17 protein-coding genes are annotated in these 16,720 nt (G+C 68.0%); 15 read left to right on the top strand and 2 right to left on the bottom strand.

Annotation, left to right across the window (positions count from 1 at the left end; all coding sequences use genetic code 11):
* The first annotated feature begins 59 nt into the window (after positions 1-59).
* From ACZ50Q_RS14360 to ACZ50Q_RS14345, 4 genes are read left to right on the top strand one after another with little or no spacing between them, the layout of a single operon-like run.
* Positions 60-1,010 (top strand): metal ABC transporter solute-binding protein, Zn/Mn family, encoded by a 951-nt coding sequence (locus tag ACZ50Q_RS14360; RefSeq protein ID WP_217646920.1) that lies wholly within the window; start codon positions 60-62, stop codon positions 1,008-1,010.
* A complete protein-coding gene (locus ACZ50Q_RS14355; protein WP_092576148.1) occupies positions 1,007-1,777 on the top strand; it encodes a metal ABC transporter ATP-binding protein in 771 nt (256 codons plus the stop codon). Before ACZ50Q_RS14360 ends, ACZ50Q_RS14355 begins: the two co-directional genes overlap by 4 nt.
* Entirely contained in the window at positions 1,774-2,679 is a 906-nt protein-coding gene (locus ACZ50Q_RS14350) for a metal ABC transporter permease (RefSeq protein WP_464078730.1), read from the top strand. Before ACZ50Q_RS14355 ends, ACZ50Q_RS14350 begins: the two co-directional genes overlap by 4 nt.
* Complete coding sequence (locus tag ACZ50Q_RS14345) at positions 2,676-3,701, top strand: metal ABC transporter solute-binding protein, Zn/Mn family (RefSeq protein WP_464078729.1); 1,026 nt, start codon at positions 2,676-2,678, stop codon at positions 3,699-3,701. Before ACZ50Q_RS14350 ends, ACZ50Q_RS14345 begins: the two co-directional genes overlap by 4 nt.
* A gap of 24 nt (positions 3,702-3,725) precedes the next feature.
* Here the strand turns inward: ACZ50Q_RS14345 and ACZ50Q_RS14340 are convergent, their stop codons facing one another.
* Entirely contained in the window at positions 3,726-4,664 is a 939-nt protein-coding gene (locus ACZ50Q_RS14340) for a LysR substrate-binding domain-containing protein (protein ID WP_464078728.1), read from the bottom strand.
* Positions 4,665-4,809: 145 nt separating this feature from the next.
* Here ACZ50Q_RS14340 and ACZ50Q_RS14335 point away from each other — a divergent pair, with 145 nt between their 5' ends.
* The 7 genes from ACZ50Q_RS14335 to ACZ50Q_RS14305 all read left to right on the top strand — a co-directional run bounded on the left by ACZ50Q_RS14335 (position 4,810) and on the right by ACZ50Q_RS14305 (position 11,401).
* Positions 4,810-5,832, top strand: coding sequence for a Bug family tripartite tricarboxylate transporter substrate binding protein (locus tag ACZ50Q_RS14335; protein WP_464078727.1), 1,023 nt, complete (start codon positions 4,810-4,812; stop codon positions 5,830-5,832).
* A 6-nt stretch (positions 5,833-5,838) separates the two neighbouring features.
* Positions 5,839-7,362, top strand: coding sequence for a UxaA family hydrolase (locus ACZ50Q_RS14330; protein ID WP_464078726.1), 1,524 nt, complete (start codon positions 5,839-5,841; stop codon positions 7,360-7,362).
* Positions 7,363-7,385: 23 nt separating this feature from the next.
* On the top strand, positions 7,386-8,192 hold the full coding sequence (gene hpaI / locus ACZ50Q_RS14325; RefSeq protein WP_464078725.1) for a 4-hydroxy-2-oxoheptanedioate aldolase: 807 nt from the start codon (positions 7,386-7,388) through the stop codon (positions 8,190-8,192).
* Between the two features lie 154 nt (positions 8,193-8,346).
* Entirely contained in the window at positions 8,347-8,736 is a 390-nt protein-coding gene (locus ACZ50Q_RS14320; protein ID WP_175493067.1) for a hypothetical protein, read from the top strand.
* An 8-nt stretch (positions 8,737-8,744) separates the two neighbouring features.
* A complete protein-coding gene (locus ACZ50Q_RS14315; RefSeq protein WP_076520784.1) occupies positions 8,745-8,966 on the top strand; it encodes a hypothetical protein in 222 nt (73 codons plus the stop codon).
* 204 nt (positions 8,967-9,170) lie between these two features.
* Positions 9,171-10,634: a hypothetical protein gene (locus ACZ50Q_RS14310; protein ID WP_464078724.1), complete on the top strand. Its 1,464-nt coding sequence runs from the start codon at positions 9,171-9,173 to the stop codon at positions 10,632-10,634.
* Between the two features lie 113 nt (positions 10,635-10,747).
* A complete protein-coding gene (locus tag ACZ50Q_RS14305) occupies positions 10,748-11,401 on the top strand; it encodes a ProQ/FinO family protein (protein ID WP_464078723.1) in 654 nt (217 codons plus the stop codon).
* An 84-nt stretch (positions 11,402-11,485) separates the two neighbouring features.
* Here the strand turns inward: ACZ50Q_RS14305 and ACZ50Q_RS14300 are convergent, their stop codons facing one another.
* Positions 11,486-12,082 (bottom strand): DUF4202 domain-containing protein, encoded by a 597-nt coding sequence (locus tag ACZ50Q_RS14300; protein WP_464078722.1) that lies wholly within the window; start codon positions 12,080-12,082, stop codon positions 11,486-11,488.
* Positions 12,083-12,371: 289 nt separating this feature from the next.
* Here ACZ50Q_RS14300 and ACZ50Q_RS14295 point away from each other — a divergent pair, with 289 nt between their 5' ends.
* From ACZ50Q_RS14295 to ACZ50Q_RS14280, 4 genes are all read left to right on the top strand, one after another.
* Complete coding sequence (locus ACZ50Q_RS14295; protein ID WP_464078721.1) at positions 12,372-13,106, top strand: FadR/GntR family transcriptional regulator; 735 nt, start codon at positions 12,372-12,374, stop codon at positions 13,104-13,106.
* A gap of 215 nt (positions 13,107-13,321) precedes the next feature.
* Positions 13,322-14,827 (top strand): ABC transporter substrate-binding protein, encoded by a 1,506-nt coding sequence (locus ACZ50Q_RS14290; RefSeq protein ID WP_464078720.1) that lies wholly within the window; start codon positions 13,322-13,324, stop codon positions 14,825-14,827.
* 105 nt (positions 14,828-14,932) lie between these two features.
* Positions 14,933-15,850, top strand: a complete 918-nt coding sequence (locus ACZ50Q_RS14285; protein ID WP_464078719.1) for an ABC transporter permease — start codon at positions 14,933-14,935, stop codon at positions 15,848-15,850.
* Positions 15,847-16,716: an ABC transporter permease gene (locus ACZ50Q_RS14280; protein WP_464078718.1), complete on the top strand. Its 870-nt coding sequence runs from the start codon at positions 15,847-15,849 to the stop codon at positions 16,714-16,716. The genes ACZ50Q_RS14285 and ACZ50Q_RS14280 overlap by 4 nt, the downstream gene beginning before the upstream one ends.
* Positions 16,717-16,720: the final 4 nt, after the last annotated feature.

The raw sequence follows: 16,720 nt of genomic DNA, 5'->3' as shown, positions 1-16,720 counted from the left end.
CTTCCGCCTTCCGCCTTTCGCCCTTCGTCCTTCGTCCTTCGACCCGAGCCTACGGATTTATGTCTGCCTTTTCGTCTTTGTCCCTGATCCTGCGCCGCTGCGCCGCGCCGCTGGCCGCGCTGGCGCTGCTGGCCGGCGCGCTGGCCGCGCCCGCCCACGCCGACGAGGCCAAGCGCCTGAAGATCGGCGTGACGCTGCATCCCTATTACAGCTACGTCGCCAACATCGTCGGCGACAAGGCCGACGTGGTGCCGCTGATTCCGGTGGGCTTCAATCCCCACGCCTACGAGCCGCGCGCCGAGGACATCAAGCGCATCGGGACGCTGGACGTGGTGGTGCTCAATGGCATCGGCCACGATGACTTCGCCGACCGCATGATCGCCGCCAGCGAAAAGCCGAAGATCCCGGTGATCGAAGCGAACGCGCAGGTGCCGCTGCTGGCCGCCGTGGGCATGGCCGCGCGCGGCGGCGATTCGGGCAAGGTCGTCAATCCGCACACGTTCCTGTCGATCACGGCGTCGATTGCGCAGATCAACACCATCGCCCGCGAACTGGGCCGCATCGATCCGGCCAATGCGCAGGCCTACACCGCCAATGCGCGCGCCTACGGCCAGCGCCTGCGCAAGCTGCGCGCCGACGCGCTGGGCCAGCTTGCCAAGGCGCCCAACGCGGACCTGCGCGTCGCGACCATCCACGGCGCCTACGATTACCTGCTGCGCGAGTTCGGGCTGGAGGTGACGGCCGTCGTTGAACCCGCGCACGGCATCGAGCCCAGCCCCGCGCAGCTCAAGGGCACGATCGAGCAACTGCGCGCCGCGGACGTCAAGGTGATTTTCTCGGAACTGAACTTCCCGTCCTCGTACGTGGAGACAATCCAGCGCGAGACGGGCGTGAAGCTGTATGCGCTGTCTCACATTTCGTACGGCGAGTACAGCCCCGAGCAGTTTGAAAAGGAAATGAAGCAGAACCTGGCCACCGTGGTGCGCGCCATCGAAGAGGCCGGCGCGTGAGCGGCCCCGTCGCGGCCCACTCGGCCGGCGCGCTGGGGCCGACGCTGACCTTCGACCGAATCGGCCTCACCCTGGGCCGCACCGACATCCTGAGCGACGTCGGCTTTACCGTGGCAGCGGGCAGCGTGCATGCGCTGGTCGGCCCCAATGGCGGTGGCAAGAGTTCGCTGGTAAAGACGCTGCTGGGCCAGATGCCGCATCGCGGCAAGCTCAGCGTGGCCTGGCCGGGCGAGCGGCCTGGCATCATCGGCTATATCCCGCAGGCGCTGGAGTTCGACCGCGGCCTGCCCATGACGGTCAACGATTTCATGGCCGCGATGTGCCAGCGCAAGCCGGCGTTCCTGGGCCTGTCGCGCGCGCGCGCCGCCGAGATCACCCACGCGCTGGAGCGCGTGGGCATGCAGGACAAGCGCAACCGGCGCATGGGCGCCCTGTCCGGCGGCGAGCGCCAGCGCGTGCTGCTGGCCCAGGGCCTGGTGCCCAGCCCGGCGTTGGTGGTGCTGGACGAACCGATGTCCGCGCTCGACGAAGCCGGCGTGCGCGTGTTCGAGGAACTGCTGGACGGCTGGCGAGCCCAGCGCGTGACCGTGCTGTGGATCGAGCACGACCTGGAGGCGGTCGGTCGCCTGGCCGATCGCGTCACGGGCCTGAACCGTCAGGTGCTCTGCGACGGCCCGCCCGCGCAGGTGCTGACGCCGGACCGCCTGCTGGCCCTCTTCTCCACGCGGCCGCGCGTCGCCAGCCTGACCCAGGAGCGCGCCGCATGAACGCCCTGTTCGACAACCTGCGCCAACTGGTGCAAAGCGCCGCCGAGTCCGGCGTGCTGCCCGGATCGCTGGCCTATGGCTTCGTGGTCAATGCCCTGCTGGCCGGCCTGATCATCGGGCCGGTGTTGGGCGGCCTGGGCACGCTGGTGGTGGTCAAGCGCTTTGCCTTCTTTTCGGAGGCCGTGGGCCATGCCGCGCTGACCGGCGTGGCGATCGGCATCCTGCTGGGCGAGCCCTATACCGGCCCCTACGGCAGCCTGTTCAGCTATTGCCTGATCTTCGGCATCCTGCTCAATTTCCTGAGCAACCGCACGCGCCTCACGCCCGACACGCTGATCGGCGTGTTCCTGTCGGTATCGCTGGCGCTGGGCGCGAGCCTGCTGCTGGTGCTGTCCGGCCGCATCAACATCCACATCCTGGAGAACGTGCTGTTCGGATCGGTGTTGACGGTCAACAGCAACGACCTCTCGGTCCTGACGTGCGTGGCGCTGCTGGCGCTGGCGCTGGCCCTGCCGAACTACAACCGCCTGATGCTGGCCAGCTTCAATCCGCAGCTCGCCGCCGTGCGCGGCGTGCCCGTCAAGGCCATGGACTACCTGTTCGTGATCCTGGTGACCCTGGTCACCGTGGCCTCGGTCAAGGTGATCGGCGCCATCCTGGTCGGCGCGCTGCTGGTGATTCCGGCGGCGGCGGCCCGGATGCTGGCGCAGTCGCTCAAGGGCTTTTTCGCGATGTCGGTGCTGTTCGCGATGATCGGCACGCTGGCCGGCATCATGTTGCCCATCGAGCTGGAACTGCCGGTGCCCTCGGGCGCGGCCATCATCCTGGTCGCGGGAATTTTGTTTGCCATCTCGGCCCTGGCGCGCAGCCTGGTGCCGGGCCTGAAAGGAAATGCAGCATGAGTGTGAAGTCGGGATACGTAACCTTGCGCCGGGCCGCCCTGGCGCTGGCGGTGGCCTCCACCCTGGGCGCCGCCCTCACGGCCCACGCACAGGAAGCCGCCACGACCGGCCGTGCGGCGCGCGCGGCACAGGCACAGGCACAGGCGCCGGCAGCCGGGTCCGCCGCAGCGGCCACGCCCGCCGCCGCCACCGTGCTGGCCGCGCACCCGGTGGTGTTTGCTCTGACCAGCAACCTCGCCCGCGACACCCACATCCGCGTCGAGCGGGCCGCCCCTGCCAATCTGCCGCCCACGCGCCTGTCGTCCTATTTCAGCGGGCGCGGCGGCGCCGCCCTGCATAAGGCGGCCGCCTCGGCGGACGCGGCGGTAGGCCTGCGCTCGATCTGGCCCGACGATCCGCTCTACCCCAATGCCCGCCGCGCCAACATCCGCATCATCGAGATCGACGCCGCGCGTCCGCTGGATGGCGCGCTCAACGGCATCGCCCTGCAGCGCGATGCGCGGCCCGGCGGCCAGTTCAGCGCCTATCCCTGGCTGAGCATCGTGAACCTCGGACGCATGGCCGACATCGTCGCCGCCGACCTGGGACGCCTGTCGCCCGCCGACGAAAAACGCATCGCCGACAACCTGGCCCAGATCAAGCGCACGCTGGTCGAACTGAACGCCAAGAGCCAGGCCGGGCTTGCCCAGGCCGAAAACGTGGCGGTGATCAGCCTGTCCGAGCGCCTGCCTTACCTGATTGCGGAATTCAACCTGGACCTCATCGACACCGACGCACGCGACGACAGGGACTGGACGCCGCAAGCGCTGGCGGAGCTGACCGCCAAGCTCAAGGACAATGGCGCCGCCGCGGCGCTGCTGCATCGCGAGCCCACGCCGGAACTGCGGCAGGCGATCGAGGCAGGCGGCGCGCAGGCGGTGGTCCTGGCCACCGAGGGCGCCGACCCCATCGCCGACCTGCAGGACAACGCGCAGCGCCTGCTCCAGGCCCTGGCGCCTTCCGCCGCCACGGCGTCCAAGTGACGCCATGCGCGGACGCGCGCCGGGCTATCCGGCGCCGTCCGCCGCGGCTTGTCTCAGGCATTCGATCAACTGCGCGCTGCCAGCCGGCAAGCCGGCTTCGCGCAGCGTGATGATCCCCACGGGCGGAAGCCCCAACGTCAACGGCACATCCAGAATCCGGCACAGCCCCTGGCTTTCAAAGCTGCGCGCGGCAGACCGGGCCAGAAATCCGACCGCGTTGCGCTCGCGCACGAAAGTCAGCGTGGCCAGATAGGACGAGGTCTCCATCAGGTCGGGCGACGGCTCCAGGCCATGGCGGTGGAACTGCTGCTCCAGCTTCACCCGCAACGACGCCCAGGGCGGCGGCATTACGCAGGGCATCGCCGCCAAGTCCGCCCATGCCGGCGCGGCCGCGCCCGCCAGCTTGCTGCCCGGCGCGGCGACAACCACCATCGGTTCCTCGAACAGGGCCTCGGTCTGCAGGTCGGGCGCCGCATAGCCTGGCTCCAGCCGGCCCACGAACAGGTCCAGCTCGCCGAGCCGCAGCTTGGGCAGCAGGTGGGTCAGGTCCCCCTCCTCGATCTGCACGGTCGCGCGCGCCGAACGCGCCTTCAGGGCCTGCACCGCGCGCGCCAGCAGCACCGGCAGCGCGACCGCCATCGCCCCTACCCGCGTCTTGCCGGCGGCACCGCTGGCCGCCGCATCGATCTCATCGCGGGTCCGCGCGTACTGCGCCAGCACGCCGCGCGCAAAGCGCACCACCGCGGCGCCCGCTTCCGTCGGTTCCGTGCCGCGCACGGACCGGTCGAACAACGAAAGGCCCAGCATGGACTCGACCTCGGACAGCATGCGCGAGACGGCCGGCTGGCTGACGGCCATGAACTCGGCCGTCCTGCCCAGGTGCCGGAATTCGTCCAGCGCCACGACCAGCTGCAGATGCCGCAATTTGAGGTTCGAGCGAAACACACGGTCCAGGTGCGCCATGCAGGCTCCCAATACATACCATTAGGGTTATCAAGCGATGAGCCAATTCTATTGGATTGTTATGTTTAAGCTCACGAGAATAGGTTCAGGCCGCCCCTGAAGCCTGGCCGGCGCGCCCCATAACAACGACACCCGGAGACAAACCATGAGGCACATCCCCACCCCTGACCTGCGCAGGCGCAGGCTTCTGGCCAGCGCGGCATGCCTGGGCGCGGCGGTCGGCACCGGCGCCGTCGGCCTGCTGACGCCCTTGGCGGCCCGCGCCGCCGGCTATCCGCAGCGGCCCATCACCTTCATCTGTCCCTGGCCGGTGGGCGGCACGGCCGATCAGTCCATGCGCGCCCTGTGCCAGGTCGCGTCCGGCGTCCTGGGCCAATCCATCGTGGTCGAGAACCGCGCCGGCGCCTCGGGCATGATCGGCACCAAGTCGCTGTCGCAGGCCCAGCCCGACGGCTACACCATCGGCCAGATTCCCATCTCGGTCACGCGCTTTTCGCAATTGGGGCTGCTGCAGCTCGATCCCCGCAGCGAACTCACCTATCTGGCCCGGACCTCCGGGCAGACCTTCGGCATCGCCGTGCTGGCCACATCCCCCTTCAAGACCTTGAAGGACGTCGTGGCGCATGCCAAGGCCAACCCCGGAAGGCTGACCTACGGACACGCCGGCATCGGCGGCGCGACCCATGTGGGCATGGAGGAATTCGCCATGGCGGCGGGCGTGCGCTTTAACGCGATTGCCTACAAGGGCGGCGCGGCGGCGCTGCAGGATGTGCTGGGCGGCCAGATCGATCTGCTGGCCGATTCCAGTTCTTGGGCGCCGCATGTCGAATCCGGCAAGCTGCGCCTGCTGGCGACCTGGGGCGAGTCGCGCACGGCGCGCTTTCCGGATGCGCCCACCCTCAAGGAATTGGGCTACGGCGTGGTGGTCGAGGCGCCGAACGGCATCGGCGCGCCCAAGGGCCTGGATCCCGCCGTCGAGCAAAAGCTGCGCGATGCGTTCCGCACCGCGGTCAAGAGCGACGCCTTCAAGCAGGTGGCCGACCGGATCGATGCGCCGGTGATGTACCTGGACGGTCCCGACTACCAGGCCTACATCGCCGCCGTCTACCAGCAGGAGACCGCGCTGATCGCGCGCCTGAAACTGAAAGAAATGCTGCAAAAAGGCTGATCCACTTTGAATCCCAACCCTTTGATCCGGCTGCACGCCAACGACAATGTCCTGGTCGCCAGGCAGGCCCTGGCGCTGGGCATGCACATCCCGGCGCTGGGGCTGCGCGTGCGGGCACAGGTGCCGGGCGGCCACAAGATCGCCGCCTGCCGCATCCCGGCCGGCACGCCGGTGCGCAAGTACGACGCCATCATCGGCGTGGCGGCCCGCGATATCGAAGCCGGCGACCACGTGCATGCGCACAACCTTGCGCTGGCGGACTTCGAGCGCGACCCGGCGTTCTGCCGCGACGCGCGGCCAGTCGCCCTGTTGCCCGAAGCCGAGCGTGCCACGTTCCAGGGCTTTGTGCGGGCTGACGGGCGGGTGGGAACGCGCAATTTCATCGGCATCCTGGCCTCGGTCAACTGTTCGGCGACGGTGATCCACCATATCGCGCAGCATTTCACGCCCGAACGCCTGGCTGCCTTTCCCAACGTGGACGGGGTGGCGGCGTTCGCCCAGACGAGCGGCTGCGGCATGTCTTCGCCCAGCGAGCATTTCGACGTGCTGCGGCGCACGCTGGCCGGCTATGCGCGCCATCCCAACCTGGCGGCCGTGCTGATCGTGGGACTGGGCTGCGAGCGCAACCAGGTCGCTTCATTGATCGAATCGCAGCACCTGGCGGACGACGCGCGCGTGCGCACGCTGGTGATGCAGGAGACGGGCGGCACGCGCGCCACGATCGAGGCCGGCATCCGCGCCATCGAGGAGCTGCTGCCGCAGGCCGATGCGGCCCGGCGCAGCAACGTGTCGGCGAGCCATCTGAAGATCGGCCTGGAGTGCGGCGGTTCCGACGGATATTCCGCCATTACGGCCAATCCCGCGCTGGGCGCCGCCATGGATATCCTGGTGCGCCACGGCGGCACGGCGATCCTGTCGGAAACGCCGGAAATCCACGGCGTGGAATACATGCTGACCCGCCGCGCCGTCACGCCGGAAGTCGGCCAGAAGCTGCTGGACCGGCTGGCCTGGTGGGAGACCTACACCGCGGGACAGAACGCGCAGTTCAACGGCGTTGTCGGCCACGGCAACCAGCAAGGCGGCCTGGCCAACATCTTCGAAAAATCGCTGGGGTCGGCCATGAAAGGCGGCACCACGCCGCTGCAGGCCGTGTACGAATACGCCGAACCGATCGACCGCGCCGGCCTGGTCTTCATGGATTCGCCGGGCTACGACCCGGTGGCCGTCACCGGCCAGATCGCCAGCGGCGCCAACCTGATCTGCTTTACCACGGGCCGCGGGTCGATGTTCGGCTCCAAGCCCGCGCCCACGCTCAAGCTTGCGAGCAACAGCGCGATGTATGCGCGGCTGCACGAAGACATGGACATCAATTGCGGCGCCGTGCTCGATGGCGAACTGGACATCGGGCAGATGGGGCAGCGCATCTTTGATCACATCCTGCGCGCCGCGTCGGGCGCGCCCACCAAAAGCGAAGCGCTGGGCCTGGGCAACCACGAGTTCGTGCCCTGGCACCTGGGCATCGTCAGTTGATCCCACATCAGGAACCCTCCCGCATGCCGGCACACAATTCCTTCAAATCAGCCCTGGCCGCTGCCCAGCCCCAGGTGGGCCTGTGGCTCTCCATGGCCGATCCCTATCTGGCCGAGGTCTCCGCGACCGCGGGCTTTGACTGGCTGCTCATCGACGGCGAACACGCGCCCAATGACCTGCGCGGCACGCTCGCCGCCTTGCAGGCGGTGGCGCCCTACCGCTCGCAGCCCGTGGTGCGCGTGGTCAGCGGCGAAACGGCCCTCATCAAGCAGATGCTGGACATCGGCGCGAAGAACCTGCTGGTGCCGATGGTGGACACCGCCGAGCAGGCGCGCGCGCTGGTCGCCGCCACGCGCTACCCGCCGCACGGCGTGCGCGGCGTCGGCAGCGCGGTGGGCCGCGCGTCGCGCTGGAGCGCCCGCGCGGACTACCTGGAGGTCGCCGATGACGAGGTCTGCCTGCTGGTGCAGGCGGAATCGGTGCAGGCCCTGGCCAACCTGGAGGCGATCTGCGACGTGCCGGGCGTGGATGGCGTCTTCATCGGCCCCGCCGACCTGGCGGCCTCGATGGGGTACCGGGGCCGGCCGGGCCATCCCGAGGTGCAGGCGGCCATCGAACGCGCCATGCGGGTCATCATCGCGCGCGGCAAGGCGGCCGGCACGCTGACGTCCGACCCCGCGCTCGCGCGCCGCTACCTGGAGCTGGGATGCGCATTTGTGGCGGTGGGCGTGGACGTGCTGCTCTACGCAAACAGCGCGCGGCGGCTGGCGGCCAGCTTCCTGTCGTCCGGTCCCGGCGACCCCGCGCCGGCCGCGTCCGCCGCGTACTGAGCCCCCCGGCCGGCCTGCAATCTGGTCTTGCACGCCCAGGCATTCAGGCATAAATTGATCAGTACCGCTTTTCGATCGGCCATCACGATTCGTCCGCCCGGATCGCGCGCGAAGGTTGTTTTTCTATCTTTTGTTCCGCCAAAGGAGCGATGCGATGCGAGTAAAACACCTGCTTGGCCCAGCAACCCTGGCCGTCTCGATGCTGTTCGGGGCTGCTGTCACGGCCGCCCCCTCCGAACCCGCCCCGATCATCACCGGCAAGCATTGGACCGAATCGGACGCCAACCTCAAAAAGGCCTATTTGCTTGGCATGGCGAACGTCCTCGAAGTCGAACGGGCCTATCAGCAGCGCAGGGCCGTGCCGGACTCCCAGACCCTGGTGCCGAAGTTCTCCATGGGGCTTCAGAACCAGACGCTGGACTCGGTACGAGACACGCTGGACCGCTGGTACGCGGCCAATCCGGGCCAATTGGATCGTCCCGTCGTGGAGACCATCTGGTTCGAGATCGTCATGCCCGCCACGAAGACGAAACGTACCCCCTAGGAGCCGCCATGAAAACGATTCGTACGATAGGCGTGGCCATCGCGATGGCATCGCTGGCCGCCTGCACCAACATGACCAAGGAACAGCAAGGCACCGTCACGGGCGGCCTGATGGGCGCCGCGGCGGGCGCCGGCATTGCCGCCATCGCGGGCGGCAGCGCATGGACTGGCGCCGCGATCGGCGGCGCTGCCGGCGGTATCGCGGGCAACATCCGCGGCGCCAATCAGTAAGAAACCCGCCGCGCTTCCTTCCCCCAACAACGCGCCGGCTCGCGCACAAGCGCCAGCCGGCGTTTTTTTGTCCAAGTCTTGCGTGCGCCCCACGCATCCCGCATCCCGCATCCCGCCAATCCGCCTGTCCGCCTGCCCGCGCTCGGCGTAGACTGCTACGCTTTGCGCCGCCAACCCACCCAACGCGATGCAGGCGTCACTTCCATGATGGTTCTACTGTGGTCCCTTCCCGCGCTGACCGTGATCGCGGCGATCGCCAGCGGGCGCGTCAACACGACCATCGCAGCGGTGCTGGGCCTGTTGGCGACCCTGCCCGTGGCGCTGTTCGCCGCGCCCGCGCCGTTCGACCTGCCCCAGCTCGCCCAGGCGTTGAAACGCGGGCTCTGGATCGGGTGGATCATTACCCCCTACATTCTGGGCGGCCTGCTGTTCTGGCAGATGGCGGCGCAAGGACGTGCGCCGCAAGGCGGGCCGGGCGAGGCGGCGCGGCCCGATCCGATCGCGCGCCGCAGGCTGCTGTTCTTTGCCTGTTTCCTGGTCGGGCCGTTCGCCGAGTCCGCGACCGGCTTTGGCGTGGGCATGCTGGGCACCGTCATGCTGATCCGCCCGCTCGACCTGAAGCCGCGCGACACCATGGTGTTCGCGCTGCTCAGCCAGACCCTGATCCCTTGGGGCGCGATGGGCAGCGGCACGCTGCTCGCATCGGCTTATGCGCGCGTTCCGCCGACGCAGCTCGCCCTCTACAGCATGGCGCCCGTGGCCCTGCTGATGCTGGTCTGGATGGCGCTTTACTGGCGCACCGCCCAGCGCGCGGGAATGCATGCGCCTGCCTCGGAACTGGGGCGCGAAGCCGGCTGGATGGCCGCGAGCCTGGCCGCGCTGGCCGCCGCGACGGCGTTGCTGGGACCGGAAACGGCCCTGCTGGCGGCATACGGCCCGCTGATCGTGCTGCGCTTTCTGGCCGACCGCAAGCCCGACTTCGCGCAGGCGCTGGCTGCGGCGCGCCGCGCGCTGCCTTACATCGTCCTCATTGCCTGGCTGGTGGCCACGCGCCTGGTGACGACGCTCAATCGCGGCCTTGCCGGCCTGGCCGACCTGCGCCCGTATGCGGACCTGCCCGCCTGGATGCCCTTCCTGCATGCCGGCAGCTGGCTGATCGCCGGCGCGCTGGCCATGGCGGCATGGCAATCCGGCCGCGGCGCGCTCGCGGCGCAGGCCCGCGCCGCCTGGATGACGGGGCGCCATGCGGTGCTGTCGGTCTTTCTGTTCGCCATGATGGCCGAGGCGCTGGCGGGCGCCGGCATCTCGCAGGCTTATGCCAACGGCCTATTTTCCAGCCTGCGCGACTGGACTATCCTGATCACGCCGCTCCTGGCCGGCGCCTTCGGCATCCTGGCCAACAGCGGCAACGCGCCGAACAGCCTCTTCATGCCGTCCCAGCTATCATTAGCGCTTCAGGCCGGCCTGAGCGTGCCTGCAGCGGCCGCGCTGCTGCATGTATCGGGCACGTCCATGGGGATTTTTTCGCCGGTCCGGATGTCGATAGCGGCCGGTCTGGCCCATGGCCGGGGGCAGGAACGCGGCGTGTATGTTCTACTACTGCCGTTTGCCCTGGCCGCGTTCGGCATTTTGCTGTCGCTGGCGCTGCTCGTGGTCGTTGCCGGGTAGCGGTTTTCCTGGGCGGAAATCCAGCGCCGTACCGGCATTAACGGTGCTGGAAGGCCGACAACTGGCGGCGTAGCGGACACGCTCGCGGCTTCAACCTTTTTTTTGTGTAGCACATGGGACTAGAACAGTTAGCCGCCATCCGGGAATTGCTCATCAAGCAGTCGCCTGACAAGGCGGGCTCCAAGAAAGAATCGCGTCCGCAAGACGCAGACAAGCCGCGCCGCCCGCAGGGCGCCGCCAAGGGTCCGCGTCCGCAAAAGGGCGACAAGAGCCAGCGCGCGCAAGGCGGCGAAAAGGGCCAGCGCGCCCCGCGCCCCGAAAAGCGCGACACGCCGGTCGACCCCGTCGTCGTCGCCATCTCGCGCCTGCAGCGCCACTTTCCCAAGGCCTTCCCCAAGAACCCCGCGCCCAAGCTTCCGCTCAAGCTCGGCGTGCTGGCGGACCTGGTGCAACATGCTGAACAATTGCAGCTCGACGAGGCGCAGATCAAGGAAGCGGTCAAGACCTGGTGCGATGGCCGCCGCTACTGGACCAGCATGGTCGAGAACGCCCCGCGCGTCGATCTGAACGGCGAACCCGCCGGCGCCGTGACGGCCAACGAGGCCCGTCACGCCAAGCGCATGGCATCGCGCAATGCGTCGCGCAACGCCGCGCGCGTGCGCGCCGAAAAGAAGGCCCAGGCGGCTGCGGCCGAAGCGCCGGCATCCACCGACGAGGCACCCGCCACCGCCGCGCCCGCTGACACGGCGCCTGAAGCGTCCGAATAAGCCGGTCCAACGGCAAGACAGGCCTGCGGCAGGCCGGGAATCGCATCCCGGCCTGCCGCAGGCCTGTTTGCGTGGGTGCGGCGTCTAGCGCCCGGCTTCGACCGCGGCGATCGCCTGCTTGAGGTATCCCATCCCCACCGTCGAAAACGGCAGCGTCAGCGCCTGCTGGTGGCCCGCGGCATCCATCTTCAACAAGGATTTGCGCAGGATCTCGACGATCTTGTCCTTGTGGGCCGGATGGAAGGCCTCGTACTGATACTGCAGGAACACGAGGCACAGCGCGTTTTCCATCACCTGCACGTCCGGATCCTGCTTGATCCCCTGCTTCATCAGGATCGCCGTCACGCGCTCGCAGTCCTCGGGTGCGTAGCCGGTCTCTTTCATGATGGCCTGCGCAATGTGCGCGTGATGCCGTGCCAGCGCCTTGCGCCAGGTCAGATAGCCCACGCGGCCTTCGGGATAGCTGTCCCGCGCGATCTCCCAGCGGCCGATGTGCTGGCAGCGCGACGCCAGGATCAGCGCTTCGGAAGCCTCCGGCGCCAGCTTCATCACCCATTCGTGCAGCTTCTGCGCAAGAAACAGTTCCTGCGGACAGGCGTGGCCTTCCCATTCGAATGCATTGGGATCGGCGGCGTTGTAGTCGTCAAAGCGGCGCAGGGTCTGTTGCAGGCGGTCTGTCATGCGTGGGGCTTCCAATGGGACGGCGAAATGTCGCCGTTCGCGGGTTCTGTGATTAGAGGGAATTCATCATACCGGGACCGATTCGGCGCTAGTGGTTTTCCCTGAAAACCGCCGAAAAGCGCTTTTGCCCCGTTCCCAACGCGGTTCTCGTCCGGTACATTTCGTCCAGTGGCCTGACCACTGGACCATCAGGCACCCAGACACCTTGCCGATCCTGCAATGCCGTGCGAGACACCGAGGCCCGGAACCCATTACGCTCTACATCCCAGTTCAACCTCATCCAAAGACAATGACATCTCTGCAGGCCGTCGCCTCCACCCGCCTTTACCGCATGATTGCCGACCAGATCGCCGCGCGCATCAAGGCGGGCGACTTCCCCGCGGGCGGCCGGTTGCCCGCCGAGCGTGAACTGGCCGAGCAACTCCAGGTAAGCCGCGCGTCCGTGCGCGAAGCGCTGATTGCGCTTGAGATCCAAGGCTATGTCGAGGTGCGCGTGGGTACGGGCGTGTTCGTCTGCCCGGCGCGCGAAGACGGCCAGTACCGCGAAACGCGCGAGGCGCAGCCTGAGGTCAATGGCGTCGAAGCCACCGACATCGGCCCCTTCGACCTGCTTGAGACGCGCCTGCTGATCGAACCCGAATGCGCCGCGCTGGCCGCACAGAAGGCTTCTCCCGCCCAGATTGCCGCGATCCGCGCCGCGCACGAAGGCATGTCGCTGACCGAATCGCCCAGCATCCACGACCGCGCCTTCCACGGCGCGATCGCGGCGGCCTGCGGCAACGCCGCGCTGGCGGCCGCCATTTCGCATATCTGGCATCTCAGCACGCTGAGCCCGGTATTCCATCGCCTGGAAGAACACTTCGTGACCACCAAGGTGTGGATCGAAGCCCAGAAGGAACATGAACGCATTCTCGCGGCCATCGTCGACCGTGATCCCATCCGCGCGCGTCACGCCATGCATGACCATCTGGTCGGCATCCTGGCGCGCTTGCGGGAAGACTTCGGCAGCGTCGGCATGCGATGACCTGACGCCCCGCTAACCCTGTGCAGCCCGGCGCGCGAACGCGCCGGCGACCTCCCCTCCGACCGTGCATGCACCGCCGGCGCCTGATGGCGCCGCCCGCGGCCAGGGGAGCGGCTTGCCTGTCGATTTGCAGCACCCGCAGCACCCGCAGCACCCGCAGTCCCCGCAGTCCCCGAAGTCCCAGACACATACTTAAAACATATCAAGGTGAAAACATGCAGCTGACCCGTACCGTGAAGCTCGTAAGCGCGGCGCTATTGGCGCTAGGCGCCCATGCCGCCCAGGCCAACAAGGCTGACAACTCCCTCAACATCGCCTTTGACGCGGCGCCCGCCACGTTGGACGCGTACAAGGAATCGGACCGTCCCGGCCTGGCGCTCGCGCGCATGGTCTTCTCGGGGCTGCTGCAGAAAAACCAGGACACGGGCGAATTCGGGCCGGCCATCGCGACCGGCTACAAGTTCATCGACGACACGACCATCGAACTGCCGATCCGCAAGGACGTGAAGTTTCACGACGGATCGCTCCTGACCATCGACGACGTGCTGTACACGCTGAACCTGGTGTCCTCGGAAGGCTACAAGGCGCGGTTCCAGAACCAGGTCGCGTGGATCGCCAAGGCCGAGAAGGCGTCGGACGACACGGTACGCATCAAGATGAAGACGCCCTACCCGCTGGCGCTGGAGATGCTGTCGGAGAACCTGCCGATCTACCCGCGCAAGTACTACGAGGCCAACCAGTCCGACATGGGCGCCAAGCCCATCGGCACCGGCCCCTACCGCCTGGTGGAAAGCCAGCCCGGCAGCCGCTACGTCTACGAGCGCTACGAGGACTACTTCGGCCCCAAGCCCGCCGTGAAGACGCTGGTCGTGCGGGTGCTGCCGGACGCGAACACGCAATACGCCGAGCTGCTGTCGGGCGGCCTGGACTGGATCTGGCGCGTACCGCCTGACGTGGCCAAGCGCATGGAAAAGACGCCGTCCGTCACGGTCAAGAGCAGCAGCATCATGCGCATCAGCTACATCTCGCTGAATCCGCGTTTTGACGACGGCAAGTCGCCGCTGGCCAAGCAGGAAGTCCGCCAGGCGATCAACTACGCGATCGACCGCGAAGCGATCCGCAAGGCGCTGGTCGGGGGCGCATCCAAGGTCATCAACGCCGCCTGCAATCCGGCCCAGTTCGGCTGCGCGAGCGACGTCCAGGCCTACAAGTTCGATCCCGCCCGCGCCAAACAATTGTTGGCGCAGGCCGGCTATCCCAATGGCGTCACGCTGGACCTGGTGATCTCCGCCCCGCCGCGCGCCATCCTGGACGCCGCCGCCGCGCAGATGGCCAAGGCCGGCATCAAGCTAAACCTGGTCGAGCAGCAATACGGCACCGCCATGACCAACTGGCGCGACGGCAAGATCGCCATGCTGTCGTCCAACTGGGGCTCTTACGGCATCGCCGACGCCGCGCTGTCCACCAGCAACTTCTTCCGCGGCGGTCCGGACGACCAGGCCAGGAACCCCGAGGTCATCAAGCACCTGCAAACCGCGGACACCACCGTGGACCGCGACGTGCGCGCGAAGAACTACGCGGCGGCCCTGAAGATCGTGGCCGAACAGGCCTACTGGGTACCGCTGTGGAACCACTCGCTCAACGCCGTGCAGGCCAAGGACCTGAACTTCTCGGTCGACGGCGACGAGTTCCCGCGCTTCTACAAGGCCGCCTGGAACTGATACGGCCTGCCGGCCGCGCCGGCGCGCATTGCCCCTTCCGATCCGGACGTTCCGTGCGTCCGGGCGGAGCGCTGCGCGCCCGCGCCAGAGGACAAAGGTTGACCCATGATTGCATTCCTGTTCCGCCGCTTGTTCGTCGCCGCCCTGTTGGTGGTGTTCGTGTCGCTGATCAGCTTTTCGCTGGTGTTCGCGTCCGGCAACCCCGCCGCGCGCCTGGCCGGCGAAGGCAGCGCGGCCGACGCCGCCCGCCTGTCGCAGCTGCACGGCTTTGACGATCCCATCCTGACGCAGTACGGACGCTGGCTGGCCGGCGTCGTGCGCGGCGACTTCGGCGACAGCCTGTACTTCAGCCGGCCCGTTGCCGAGCTGCTGGCGCAGCATTTCCCGGCGACCGCCAAGCTGGGCCTGGCCGCAATGGCGTTTGCGCTATTGCTGGCGATTCCGCTGGGCGTGCTGGCCGGGCTGCGCAAGGGGTCGCTGATCGACCGGGCCACGATGATGCTGTCCGCCTGCGCGCAGGCGATGCCGCCCTTCTGCCTGGCGTTCCTGCTGATCATCGTCTTCAGCGTGCGCAACCAATGGCTGCCGGCGTCCGGCTTCGACACCTGGAAGCATTACGTGATGCCGGTCGTGGCGCTGGGCCTGTTCGCCATGCCGGCGATGCTGCGGCTGATGAAGTCTGAAATGGAGTCGGTGCTGGCCACCGACTACATCCGCACCGCGCGGGCCATGGGCCTGGGCAGCGCTAGCGTGGTGGGCAAGTACGCCCTGCGCAATGCGCTGCGCCCGCTGGTGTCGCTGGCGGCCGCGCAGATGGGCACGCTGCTGGCCGGCTCCGTGGTGATCGAAACCGTCTTCGCCATCAATGGCGCCGGCCTGCTGGCCTGGACGTCCATCCTGCGCGGCGACTTCCCCACGATGCAGGCGCTGATCCTGATCTTTGCGCTGATCTACATCGTCCTGACCCTGGCGGCCGACCTCATCAACGGTTGGCTGGACCCCCGAGTGCGAGTCGCGTCATGAGCAATACCCTTGCCTCCCCCCTGCCCGCCGCCCCGCGCGGCGCGCGCCTGGCCCGCTTCGGCCGCAACGCGGGCCTGGCCGCGCTGGCGCTGCTGGTGCTGGCCGGCCTGATCGGCCCCTACCTGATTCCGCACGACCCGTACTCGCAGGATCTGCTGGCGCGCTTGCAGGAGCCGGTCTGGGCCGAAGGCGGCGACTGGAACCACATCCTGGGCACCGACCAGCTCGGCCGCGACGTGCTGGCGCGCGCCCTGTACGGCGTGCGCGTGTCGGCGCTGATCGGCGTGTCGGTGGCGTTGATGGGCGGCCTGATCGGCACCACGCTGGGCGTCATGGCCGGCTACTTCGGCGGCGCGGTGGACCGCGTCGTCTCGTTCCTGATCACGGCGCGCCTGGCGCTGCCCATCATCTTGGTGGCGCTGGCCGTGGTGTCGGTGGTGGGCGCCTCGCTCACCGTGGTGGTGCTGGTGCTGGGCCTGCTGCTGTGGGAACGCTACGCCCTGGTCGCGCGCACCATGGCGGCCGGCCTGCGCAATGCCGAGTTCGTCACCGCCTCGCGCCTGCTGGGGTGCTCGCACCTGCAAATCATCTGGCGCGACATCCTGCCCAATCTGGTCGGCAACCTGCTCATCATCGGCACGGTGGACGCCGCGATGGCGATCACGCTGGAAGCCTCCCTGTCGTTCCTGGGCCTGGGCGTGCCGGCGCCGATGCCTTCGCTGGGACTGATGATCGCCGAGGGCAAGGAAAACATGCTGTTCCAGCCATCGCTGGTGGTGATTCCCAGCGTTGTGCTGTTCCTGCTGGTGCTGTGCGTGAACCGCGCCGGCGAAAGCCTGCGCGCCATCCAACTGAAGAAGGGGTGACCCG

The organism is Achromobacter sp. T5-5 (genome assembly GCF_055397965.1).
This window is presented reverse-complemented; position numbering and strand designations above follow the sequence as displayed.

Bases quoted from the DNA above. Each gene is read 5' to 3' on its own strand.
- ACZ50Q_RS14340 (WP_464078728.1), bottom strand. From the start codon at position 4,664: ATGGCGCACCTGGACCGTGTGTTTCGCTCGAACCTCAAATTGCGGCAT.
- ACZ50Q_RS14305 (WP_464078723.1), top strand. From the start codon at position 10,748: ATGGGACTAGAACAGTTAGCCGCCATCCGGGAATTGCTCATCAAGCAG.
- ACZ50Q_RS14280 (WP_464078718.1), top strand. From the start codon at position 15,847: ATGAGCAATACCCTTGCCTCCCCCCTGCCCGCCGCCCCGCGCGGCGCG.
- ACZ50Q_RS14320 (WP_175493067.1), top strand. From the start codon at position 8,347: ATGCGAGTAAAACACCTGCTTGGCCCAGCAACCCTGGCCGTCTCGATG.
- ACZ50Q_RS14315 (WP_076520784.1), top strand. From the start codon at position 8,745: ATGAAAACGATTCGTACGATAGGCGTGGCCATCGCGATGGCATCGCTG.
- ACZ50Q_RS14300 (WP_464078722.1), bottom strand. From the start codon at position 12,082: ATGACAGACCGCCTGCAACAGACCCTGCGCCGCTTTGACGACTACAAC.
- ACZ50Q_RS14335 (WP_464078727.1), top strand. From the start codon at position 4,810: ATGAGGCACATCCCCACCCCTGACCTGCGCAGGCGCAGGCTTCTGGCC.
- ACZ50Q_RS14295 (WP_464078721.1), top strand. From the start codon at position 12,372: ATGACATCTCTGCAGGCCGTCGCCTCCACCCGCCTTTACCGCATGATT.
- ACZ50Q_RS14350 (WP_464078730.1), top strand. From the start codon at position 1,774: ATGAACGCCCTGTTCGACAACCTGCGCCAACTGGTGCAAAGCGCCGCC.
- ACZ50Q_RS14285 (WP_464078719.1), top strand. From the start codon at position 14,933: ATGATTGCATTCCTGTTCCGCCGCTTGTTCGTCGCCGCCCTGTTGGTG.
- ACZ50Q_RS14360 (WP_217646920.1), top strand. From the start codon at position 60: ATGTCTGCCTTTTCGTCTTTGTCCCTGATCCTGCGCCGCTGCGCCGCG.
- ACZ50Q_RS14345 (WP_464078729.1), top strand. From the start codon at position 2,676: ATGAGTGTGAAGTCGGGATACGTAACCTTGCGCCGGGCCGCCCTGGCG.
- ACZ50Q_RS14310 (WP_464078724.1), top strand. From the start codon at position 9,171: ATGATGGTTCTACTGTGGTCCCTTCCCGCGCTGACCGTGATCGCGGCG.
- hpaI (WP_464078725.1), top strand. From the start codon at position 7,386: ATGCCGGCACACAATTCCTTCAAATCAGCCCTGGCCGCTGCCCAGCCC.
- ACZ50Q_RS14290 (WP_464078720.1), top strand. From the start codon at position 13,322: ATGCAGCTGACCCGTACCGTGAAGCTCGTAAGCGCGGCGCTATTGGCG.